Raw genomic sequence first — 3,267 nt, 5'->3', positions numbered from 1 at the left:
GATGGAAAGGTAGGAAGAAGGAAGAGCGGAGAATTCAATGTGTGGTTTTGAGGGTATGTGTGAATGCCCCAGATACATATGATTATTTAGAAAGTCCTGAAAAGGGCTTTTTTTGTTTTATAAGAATTTTTCTTTATAAAGAATTTTTGTGTTAAAGTATTAGTCTCAGAAAATGCGACGGCTGTTTGTGGTAGGCGCGCTCATGGACACTGTGGCTGCCATTATCATCATTGCGCCGGTGATTGTCCCTATGGGAATCGAGCTTGGCCTTGATCCCCTTCATCTGGGAATGATTTTCGTAATTAACCTGGTAATCGGCTATGTGACTCCGCCATTTGGTTACAACCTTTTTACAGCCGGCTCAGTGACGGGACTGAAATTTAACGATGTCGTAAAGGGGGTTCTTCCATTTCTGCTGATAGAAATGGCAGCAGTGATGGTATTTGCCTATGTGCCGGGAATTATAACCTGGCTTCCTGAAGTTTTGGGTTCCTGATAACCGCCTTCTGCCATGCCTGCTCTCCTGGAAGGCGTAAAAAGTGAAATATCTGTGAAATGGTGGAAATGCTTTTTGTAATCTGTTAAGATAGAGCCATAAAAATGGCAGAGAGTGAAAAGCAGAACCGGATTTAGAAAGCAGAGGCGTACAGATATGGAGACACTTAAAATATTAGTGGTGGACGATGAGCCAAGGATGAGGAAGCTGGTAAAGGACTTCCTGACCGTTAAGGGCTTCCAGGTGGTGGAGGCCGGAGACGGCGAGGAGGCTATTGACATTTTCTTTGAGCAGAAGGATATTGCCTTAATTCTTTTAGATGTGATGATGCCGAAAATGGATGGCTGGGAGGTGTTAAAGACCATCAGAAAGTACTCCCAGGTTCCGATTCTCATGCTGACAGCCAGAGGGGAGGAGCAGGATGAGCTGCAGGGTTTCAAGCTGGGAGTAGATGAGTACATTTCGAAGCCTTTCAGCCCTAAAATCCTGGTGGCCAGAGTGGAAGCGATTCTCAGAAGGAGCAGCCCTGGCGCAAAGGATGTGATCGATGTGGGAGGAATTCACATTGACAAGACAGCCCATCAGGTAGAGATTGACGGAAAACCAGTGGATTTAAGTTACAAGGAATTTGAGCTGATGACATATTTTGCTGAAAACCAGGGAATTGCACTGTCCAGGGAAAAGATTCTGAACAATGTCTGGAACTACGATTACTTTGGAGATGCCAGAACCATTGACACCCATGTGAAAAAACTCAGGAGCAAGCTGGGAGAGAAAGGCGAATACATCAAGACAATCTGGGGCATGGGCTATAAGTTTGAGGTAGAGTCATGAAGCGGCGGTCGATCCGCTGGCAGTTTACCATTATCTTTGTGTGTATGACCGCCCTTGTGATAACTGCAGTCTGGTGCACCAACAACTGGGCTCTGGAAGGCTACTATATGAATTACAAGGTAGACATCCTTGAGAAGGCCTACACAGAGATTGACAATATCGTGAGGCGGGAAACGGAATCCGGCTCCAGTGCGCTGGACGGCGTGGATGCTGTGCTCAATGAGGATGAGGAGGCAGCCAGTGTAAATGCCAAGGAGCTCGCGGCGGTTGTACAGGAGCTTCGGGATACATCCAACATTACTATGCTGATTTATGACAGTATCAGCAATAAAACACTTCTGTCTTCTGCAAGAGATATCGAGATAATGCGTGAGAGAGTCCAGACTTACATTCTCGGCCAGGGACAGATGAATCAGGAAATTCTGGTCCAGTCCGACAACTATGTGATACAGAAGTCCTTTGATCCCAGGACAAAATCGTTTTTCCTGGAAAGCTGGGGATTCTTCTCAGATAATGGAACAATATTTATTATGTCAACTCCATTGGAGAGTATCAGGGAGAGTGTACAGATTTCCAACCGCTTTCTGATGGATGTGGGCTTAGCGGCGATCGTAATCAGCGCTGTGATCCTGTACTTTATCACAAAGAAGATCACGGCTCCAATTCAGCAGCTCTCTGTGCTGTCTGAGAAAATGTCAGATCTTGACTTTGAAGCGAAATACGAGGATACTCCCCACACGACAGAGGAGCTGAGCCGTCTGGGTCACAGCATGAATGTACTGTCAGAGCGCCTTAAGGAATCTATCGGTGAGCTCAAATCAGCCAACAATGAGCTTCAGAAGGATATTGAGGAGAAGGTTCAGATTGATGAGATGCGAAAGGACTTTATCGCCAATGTCTCCCACGAGCTGAAGACGCCGATCGCTCTGATCCAGGGCTATGCGGAAGGTCTGACTGAGGGGATGGCCGAAGATAAGGAAAGCCGCGATTATTACTGCAATGTCATTATGGACGAGGCGGGAAAAATGAATAAGATGGTAAAACAGCTTCTGACGCTGACTGCCCTGGAATTTGGAAAGGATCAGACAGTGATGGAGCGGTTTAACCTGACGGAACTGATAAGCGGAGTAATTTCTGCATCGGGAATCCTTCTGGAGCAAAATGGAATCACAGCTGAGTTTGACAATTCAGCTCCCGTATATGTCTGGGCAGACGAATTTAAGATCGAGGAGGTAGTGACGAACTACTTCAGCAACGCGATCCACCATGCAGGAGGAGAGAAGAAGATTATTGTAAAGATGCTCCCTGAGGGAGAGAAAGTCCGGGTTTCCGTATTCAATACAGGCACCCCGATCCCTGAGGAAGCTCTTCCAAATCTCTGGACGAAGTTTTATAAGGTGGACAAGGCAAGGACAAGGGAGTATGGCGGAAGCGGAATCGGCCTGTCCATCGTTAAAGCCATAATGGAAAGCCATCACCAGTCTTATGGAGTGAAAAACTGGGATAACGGAGTGGAGTTCTGGTTTACGGTGGATGGAAGATAGGAAACAGAAAATAGGAATAGGCAAAAGGAAGTTTTTCAGCCCCGGGAAGGCTGCCGAAAAACTTCCTTTTTTGATGCAGGGAGCGGCGCAGAGTGGGGGCAGATGGGAGACAGAAGCAGAAGGTACTCTCGTATTTTTCTATGTGAAAAAGAAATGGGAAAAAATGAAAAAAAGTAGTTGACTTTTGTAGAAGGCTTTGGTATTATAATACTCGCCTTGAGCGACAGGGCATCAGAAAAAAACAAAAAGCTTCAAAAAAGAACAAAAAGTTCTGAAAAGTGCTTGACACAAAAGAAGAAAAGTGATAAAATTTGATGCATCGCTGAATGCGAGGAAAGTTAAAAACAAAAAGAACTTTCAAAAAATAGAAAAAAGTTGTTGACAAACACAACG

General features: G+C 45.5%; 4 protein-coding genes. All 4 read left to right on the top strand.

The window, feature by feature from the left end; genetic code table 11:
- Window positions 1-172 precede the first annotated feature (172 nt).
- The 4 genes from DW757_RS17000 (at window position 173) to DW757_RS16985 (ending at window position 3,055) form a co-directional block, all read left to right on the top strand.
- Window positions 173-496: a TRAP transporter large permease subunit gene (locus DW757_RS17000; protein WP_243033756.1), complete on the top strand. Its 324-nt coding sequence runs from the start codon at window positions 173-175 to the stop codon at window positions 494-496.
- Between the two features lie 156 nt (window positions 497-652).
- Entirely contained in the window at window positions 653-1,330 is a 678-nt protein-coding gene (locus tag DW757_RS16995) for a response regulator transcription factor (protein ID WP_008399036.1), read from the top strand.
- Window positions 1,327-2,874 (top strand): HAMP domain-containing sensor histidine kinase, encoded by a 1,548-nt coding sequence (locus DW757_RS16990; protein WP_118752318.1) that lies wholly within the window; start codon window positions 1,327-1,329, stop codon window positions 2,872-2,874. Before DW757_RS16995 ends, DW757_RS16990 begins: the two co-directional genes overlap by 4 nt.
- Window positions 2,864-3,055: a hypothetical protein gene (locus DW757_RS16985; protein ID WP_015574852.1), complete on the top strand. Its 192-nt coding sequence runs from the start codon at window positions 2,864-2,866 to the stop codon at window positions 3,053-3,055. Before DW757_RS16990 ends, DW757_RS16985 begins: the two co-directional genes overlap by 11 nt.
- Window positions 3,056-3,267 lie beyond the last annotated feature (212 nt).

It is taken from the genome of Clostridium sp. AM29-11AC, from assembly GCF_003480545.1.
Lineage (GTDB): Bacteria > Bacillota > Clostridia > Lachnospirales > Lachnospiraceae > Otoolea > Otoolea saccharolyticum_A.
This window is presented reverse-complemented; position numbering and strand designations above follow the sequence as displayed.

Bases quoted from the DNA above. Each gene is read 5' to 3' on its own strand.
- DW757_RS16990 (WP_118752318.1), top strand. From the start codon at position 1,327: ATGAAGCGGCGGTCGATCCGCTGGCAGTTTACCATTATCTTTGTGTGT.
- DW757_RS16995 (WP_008399036.1), top strand. From the start codon at position 653: ATGGAGACACTTAAAATATTAGTGGTGGACGATGAGCCAAGGATGAGG.
- DW757_RS17000 (WP_243033756.1), top strand. From the start codon at position 173: ATGCGACGGCTGTTTGTGGTAGGCGCGCTCATGGACACTGTGGCTGCC.
- DW757_RS16985 (WP_015574852.1), top strand. From the start codon at position 2,864: ATGGAAGATAGGAAACAGAAAATAGGAATAGGCAAAAGGAAGTTTTTC.